Below are 6,806 nucleotides of genomic sequence, written 5' to 3' on the forward strand. Positions count from 1 at the left end.
AGCCGCACTGGGTGATCGAAAAAGTGAAAGCCAAGGCGGCCCGCTTCAAGTCGCCGGTGATCGGTTGTCTGGGTCTGACTTTCAAGGCCGATATCGACGACATGCGCGAGTCGCCCGCGTTCGACATTGTGAAAGAGCTGATGGCCCAGCAGGCGGGCGAGATTCTGGTGTGCGACCCCAATGTGCAGCCCGAGAAGGTTTCGTTCCCGCTCAGCCCGCTCAAAAAGGTGTTGAAAGACGCCGATATTTTGCTGCTGCTGGTCGATCACCACGAGTTCAAGGAGATCGACCCCGACACGATCCGCGACAAGGTCGTGATCGACACCCGTGGCGCGCTGCGCTGATCGCGCATGAGGATTCTGTACCACCACCGCACCGCGTCCAAAGATGGTCAGGCGGTCCACATCGAAGAGATGATTGGCGCTTTGCGTGCGCTGGGGCACGAGGTGCGGGTGGTGGCGCCCGGCGCCGCTGGCGACCAAGCGGCTTCTGGGCCGCAGGGAGACAGCGGGCGCATGGGGGGCGACATGGGTTGGGTGCACCGTCTCAAGGCCCTGCTGCCCAAAGCGCTCTACGAACTCATGGAATTCGCCTACAACCTGCTGGCCTACCGCAAGCTGGCGGCGGCGGCGCGCGAGTTCCGGCCCGATGTGGTGTATGAGCGCTACAACCTGTTTTTGCTGGCCGGGCTCATGGTGAAAAAGCGCTTGCGCATTCCCCTGCTGCTCGAAGTGAACTCGCCCCTGGTGATGGAGCGCTCGCAGCACAGCGGCGGCTTGTCGCTGCAAAGCCTGGCCCGCTGGGCCGAAGGTGTGGCCTGGCGCGGCGCCGATCGGGTGCTGCCGGTGACCCAGGTGCTGGCCGGGCATGTGGTGGCGCGTGGCGTGCCGCCCGAGCGCATACAAGTCATTCCCAACGGCATCAACCGGGCGCACTTTGAACAAGCGCCGCAGCCGCTTGAAGCCAAGCAGCGGCTGGGACTGCAAGAGCGCCTGGTGCTGGGTTTCACCGGCTTTGTGCGCGACTGGCACGGCGTGGACCGCATCGTGGACTGGATGGCTTCGCCCCAGGCGCCGGCACACACCCACTTGCTGGTGGTGGGCGACGGCCCCGTGCGCCAGGCGCTGGAGCAACAGGCACAGCGCCTCGGGCTGGCCGAACGGGTGTCGTTCACCGGGGTGGTGCACCGCGACGAGGTGCCTGCCTACGTGGCGGCGTTTGACGTCGCCTTGCAACCCGCGGTCACGCCCTATGCCTCGCCGCTCAAGCTGATGGAATACCTGGTGCTGGGCAAAGCCGTGATCGCCCCGGCCACCCCCAATCTGCAGGAAATTCTGACCCACGAAACCAATGCGCTGCTGTTTGACGAAAGCGTGGCCGGCAGCATGGAACAGATGCTGACCCGGCTGTGCACCGAAGCGGGCTTGCGCGAGCGGCTGGCGCAAGGCGCACACGACACCATCGACCGTTTGCAGCTGACCTGGCTGGGCAACGCCGGACGGGTGGTGTCTTTGTCCGAGGCGCTGGTGTGAACATCCTGCTGTTTTCGTCGCTGTTCCCGAGCAGCCAGCGCCCCATACACGGCATCTTTGTCGAAACCCGTTTGCGCGAGTTGGTGAAGACCGGGCAAGTGCAGGCCAAGGTGGTGGCACCCGTGCCCTGGTTTCCCTTCAAGTCGTCCCGGTTCGGTGAATACGGGCAGTTCGCCGCCACGCCCCGCCAGGAAAACCGCAACGGGCTGGAGGTGCACCACCCGCGCTACCTGCTGCTGCCCAAGGTGGGCATGAACATGGCGCCGCACGCCATGGCCTTGGGCGCCTTGCCCACGGTGCGCCGCCTGCAGCGCGAGGGCTTTCACATCGACCTCATCGACGCGCACTACTACTACCCGGATGGGGTGGCGGCGGGGCTGCTCGCCCGCTGGCTGGGCAAGCCCTTTGTAGTGACCGCGCGTGGCACCGACCTCAATCTGATCCCACAATACCCGCGCCCAAGGCGTTTGATTCTGGACACCGCCGCGCGTGCCAGCGGTTCGATCGGCGTGTGCCGGGCGCTGATGGACAGCCTGGAACAACTGGGCGCCGATGCGACGCGCCTGCACACCCTGCGCAACGGTGTGGACCTGGAACGCTTCGTACCCGAGGACCGGCAAGCCGCGCGCGAGCGCCTGGGCTTGCCGCCGGATGGGGTGTACCTCTTGTCGGTCGGCCATTTGATCGAGCGCAAAGGCCACCACATCGCCATCGGTGCCTTGCCCTCGTTGCCCGGTGTGCAATTGCTGGTGGCGGGTGCTGGCCCCGAGCAAGCCGCCCTGAAACGGCTGGCGCAGGAATTGGGCGTGACGGACCGGGTGCATTGGGTGGGCGTGGTGGCCCAGACCGAGCTGAAATGGTGGTACAGCGCCGCCGACGCGTTGACCCTGTGTTCCAGCCGCGAAGGCTGGGCCAACGTTTTGCTCGAAGCCATGGCCTGCGGCACACCGGTGATTGCCAGCCACATCTGGGGCACGCCCGAGGTGGTGAGCACGCCGAGCGCCGGGGTGTTGATGGGGGAGCGCAGCAGCCAGGGGCTGGTGCAGGCCTGGGCGCAGCTGGGTGCCCAGTTGCCCAGCCGGGCGGCAACCCGCCAGCACGCCGAAGGCTTTTCCTGGGACGCGACCACCCAGGGTCAATTGCGCTTGTTTGAATCCATTGTGGGCAAAGGCGCGGCGTGAACAGCATCGAGCATCACAAGGAGCCGATTGTCGGCTGCGCGGCTGGGTGCGGGTCCGGGCTGAGACAAGGGCGGCACTGAATGCGCGGCATTTTTCTCACCCTGGTCTACCTCAGCATTCTGGTGCTGGGTTTTCAGTCGTCGTTCCTGCTGGTTCTGGGCTATGTGTGGGTGGATATTTTCACGCCCCAACTGCTGGCGTATTCCATACTGCCGTCCATCCCGGTGTCGATGATTCTGGGCTTGTGCGTGTTCATCGCTTTTTTCAAACTGCCCAAAGACAATGCGGTGCAGCTGCGTGGCGTCACCGTGTTGGTGGCGCTGTTTGGCATCTGGATGACCATGACCCTGATTTGGGCAGCGGTGCCGGATGCCGCTTACGACAAATGGAACTGGGCCATCAAGAACATTTTGTTTTCTTGCCTGGTGCCTTTCTTCTTGCGCAGCCGGGTGCACATAGAGGCTTTCCTTTGGACCGTGGTGATCTCGGGCATGGCGCACTGCCTGCCGTTCGGCGCCAAGGTGCTGTTGTCGGGTGGCGGTTACGGCATGCCGCTGGGGCTGGTGTATGTGAACTACGGCTATGGCGAGGGCAGTACGCTGGCCATGTTCGCCATCAGCCTCATCCCCATGTGCCTGTATCTCTACAAATGGCAGACGCTCATTCCTTATCCGCGGCTGACCAAGTGGATGCTCATGCTGTTCATGGTCATGGCGTTTCTGACTTCGGTCGGCACCTATGCGCGCACCGGTCTGGTGAGCATTGGCGTGTTGGGCCTGCTGCTCATTCTGCGGTCCAAAAACAAGGTGCGGTACCTGATTTTGTTGTCCATCGTGGGCCTGGTCGCGTTCAGCGGCGCCAGCGACCAATGGACCGGGCGCATGTCCACCATCGGCGACGGCACCGAGGGCTCGGCCATGGGCCGCGTGGCGGTGTGGCTCTGGACCATGGGCTATGTGATGACCCACCCGCTGGGCGGCAGTTTCGACGTGTTCCGCATCAACGAGATGACCATGACGCTGGCCGATGGCTCGCTGCTGGTGGTGGAGGCCAAGGCCTTCCACAGCATCTATTTTGAGATCCTGGGCGAAACGGGTTTCCCCGGATTCTTGTTGTTCGCGGCCATCGTGCTCAAAACCAGAAGCCATTTCATCAACGCCCGCAACGCCGTGCTGAGCAAAGAAAACGCCTGGTTGAGCGACGCAGGTCTGTATCTGCTGTTCACGTTGTACGTGTACCTGGCCGGTGGTGCGTTCATTGGCGTGGGCTTTCAGTCGTACTTCTATTACCTGGCCGCGCTCTCGGTGGCTTTGTACAACCTGCAGCAAAGGTTTCAGCGCGCATGAAGGTGGGCAACATCCGGGGCATCACCGGCCTGCGCGGGCTGGCTGCTTGGCTGGTGGTTTTCTACCATTTCCGCGAGCCCTTTGCATGGGCCGGTGACACCTGGATCATGAAAGTCGTGGGCCAGGGATTTCTGGCTGTGGACTTGTTTTTCGTGTTGAGTGGCCTGGTCATCTATCTGAACTACCACACCGATTTTCAGCAGTTGCGTCCTGTGAACATGCTGTTGTTCTACGGCAAACGGCTGGCCCGGATTTACCCGTTGCACATCACCATTTTGCTGATGTATTTGCTGAACCCGCTGGCCATCGTGTTCGCTTCTTCATCGGCCACGCTGGACGGGCGCTACGACCCTGCGTATTTTCTGATGTCGATCTTCCTGGTCCAGAACTGGGGCTTTACCGATGAGCTGGCCTGGAACATCCCCGCCTGGTCGATCAGCACCGAGTTCGCGGCGTATTTGTTGTTTCCCCTGCTGGTCTTTGGCTTGAAGCGGGTTGCCCAAGCCGGTTGGGCCTGGTTGTGGTTTGTTTTTGCGCTGTGCCTGCTCGGCTTGCCGGGCCTGTATCTTTCCATGGACAGCCCTTCGCTGGGCGCGAACATCAGCCACCTCGGCGTGTACCGCTGCGTCATCGAGTTCACGATGGGGCTGGTGCTGGGTTACTGGTACATCCGCTACCGCCATTCTTCGGTCGCCATTTCTCGGTACGCGATGCTGGGCTTGCTGGCCTGGGGGCTGCTGGCGGTGGCCACCGGGCAGCTGGCCGACTACTGGGTAGCACCTCTGGCTTTTTCCCTGCTGATCGCCGTGTTTTTTGATGGAGGCAGCCTGCTCTCCAAAGCCTTTGGTGGGCGCATCCCGAACTATCTGGGGGAAATTTCGTACTCCACTTACCTGGTGCATTATTTCGTGAAGGACTGGGTCAAGTTCCTGTCGCCCGAGTTGGGCGTCGGGTCCTTCGTGGTGTATGTGGCCTTGGTGTTCGCCTTGTCGGCCATTCTGTACAAGCAGGTGGAGACCCGTTTCCGCCTCGGTTTGTACCGGCGCCTTTCCGTATTCAAAGCACAGGGATAGCCATGCTGAACAATCTTTCGATTTTGTTTTCTTCTTTGCTGCTGTTGTACGTATTCGTGCTGGCGCACCGCGCCGACAAGGCGTCCAAGAAATGAAGCCAGACAAGACGCGGACTGTGCACGCGCGTTGGCATCCATTGGCAGAAAACCCATGATCCCCCAGGCTCTTTTCATCGCGTTGGCGCGTGGCCGGCTGACCGTGCTGGGCTTTCACAAGGTACCGCGCAACACCCACGCCTTGGTGCCCGATGAAACGGATTTGGCCGGGTTTGAAAAGGTGCTGACCGAGGCATCGCGCCGGTTCCGTTTTTTGCCACTGGACGAGGCGATCCTGGCTTTGCGCGCCGGCAACCTGCCCGATCGCGCCGCGTGTATCACCTTCGACGACGGCTATGCGGATTGGCTGCACGGCGTGGTGCCGGTGCTGGAGCGCCAGCAACTGCACGCCACGTTTTTCGTGACCTCCGGCCAGTTCACAGGGCCGGCCATGTGGAACGAGCGCATTCTGCACGCCATCACCGAGGCGCCGGCCGGTCTGGATGCGCTCCAGCTGTCTTTGCCATCGTCACCCAGTTTGTCGCTGCTGGGCGCGCAGAACCGGCGCCACGCGGTCGCGCAACTGGACCGTTTTTTGAAGTACCAGGAGCCGCAAACCAAAGAGGATCTGCTGCAAGAGCTGGAGAGCTTGACGGGTGTCGATCCGGCGCAGGCGCCCCGCATGTCGGTGGACGATTTGCGCGCCATCCACAGCCGGGGCTTTGGCATCGGCGGGCATTCGGTCACCCATCCCATCCTGAGCCGTTGTACCAGCGAGCAGGCCTACCAGGAGATTGCCCAATCGCGCGAGCAACTGGAAGGCTTGATCGGTGGCCCGGTCAGCAGCTTTGCCTATCCCAACGGCGAACCGGGCGTCGACTTTTCTGCCGAACACGTGGCGATGGTGCAGCGAGCGGGCTACCGTTCGGCCTTGACCACCGACTGGGGCGCGGCCAACGGCCATACACCGGTTTTCCAGATACCCCGTTTCACGCCTTGGGGGCCGTCTTCCCTGAAGATGGATGTGCAGTTCACCCGCAATTTCTTCCACCGACCCCAACTGTTGCCACCGGCCCCGACGGCCAAGAAAAAGGTGCTGATGGTGGCTTTCCATTTTCCGCCCCAGGCCGGGAGCAGTGGGGTGCTGCGCACGCTGAACTTTGTCAAAAACCTTGGCCCGCTGGGCTGGACCCCGGCGGTGCTGTCTGCCAACCCCAAGGCCTATGTGGAGCAGCGCAACGACCTGGTGAACCAGATCCCGCTCGATACCCCGGTGAGCAGGGCTTTCGCCCTCGATACCGCCCGCCACCTGTCGATCGCGGGCAAATACCCGCGCGGCCTGGCGCTGCCCGATCGCTGGTCTTCCTGGTGGTTCGGGGGCGTTTTCCAGGGCATGCGGTGGATACGGCGCGATCGACCAGACCTGCTCTGGAGCACCTACCCGATCTCCACCGCGCACGCGATCGCCGGCACAATGGCGCGCTGGTCGGGGCTGCCCTGGGTGGCCGATTTCAGAGACCCGATGGTGAGCCAGGGCTATCCGTCCGACCGTGTGCAGCGCTGGGTGTGGGAGCGCATCGAAGCCGGGGTGCTGCGCCGTGCCAGCGCCTGCATTTTCACCACCGAGCGCGCGGCCGCG

The 6,806-nt window shown here is 62.7% G+C and carries 6 protein-coding genes; all 6 read left to right on the forward strand.

What is annotated here, in order from left to right; genetic code table 11:
* Positions 1-344, forward strand: a 344-nt coding sequence (locus ABYB95_RS13895) for a UDP binding domain-containing protein (RefSeq protein ID WP_372659158.1), incomplete at its 5' end; no start/stop codon positions are given.
* Between the two features lie 6 nt (positions 345-350).
* A complete protein-coding gene (locus ABYB95_RS13900; protein WP_372659159.1) occupies positions 351-1,532 on the forward strand; it encodes a glycosyltransferase family 4 protein in 1,182 nt (393 codons plus the stop codon).
* Positions 1,529-2,713, forward strand: a complete 1,185-nt coding sequence (locus ABYB95_RS13905) for a glycosyltransferase family 4 protein (RefSeq protein WP_372659160.1) — start codon at positions 1,529-1,531, stop codon at positions 2,711-2,713. Before ABYB95_RS13900 ends, ABYB95_RS13905 begins: the two co-directional genes overlap by 4 nt.
* Before the next feature lie 80 nt (positions 2,714-2,793).
* Complete coding sequence (locus tag ABYB95_RS13910) at positions 2,794-4,059, forward strand: DUF5935 domain-containing protein (RefSeq protein ID WP_372659161.1); 1,266 nt, start codon at positions 2,794-2,796, stop codon at positions 4,057-4,059.
* Positions 4,056-5,132 carry an acyltransferase family protein gene (locus ABYB95_RS13915; protein WP_372659162.1) on the forward strand — a complete coding sequence of 359 codons (1,077 nt, stop codon included), beginning with the start codon at positions 4,056-4,058 and terminating at the stop codon, positions 5,130-5,132. The genes ABYB95_RS13910 and ABYB95_RS13915 overlap by 4 nt, the downstream gene beginning before the upstream one ends.
* Before the next feature lie 150 nt (positions 5,133-5,282).
* Positions 5,283-6,806 (forward strand): polysaccharide deacetylase family protein (locus ABYB95_RS13920; protein WP_372659163.1); only part of this gene is annotated, 1,524 nt, incomplete at its 3' end.

The organism is Hydrogenophaga sp. (genome assembly GCF_041633695.1).
Lineage (GTDB): Bacteria > Pseudomonadota > Gammaproteobacteria > Burkholderiales > Burkholderiaceae_C > Hydrogenophaga.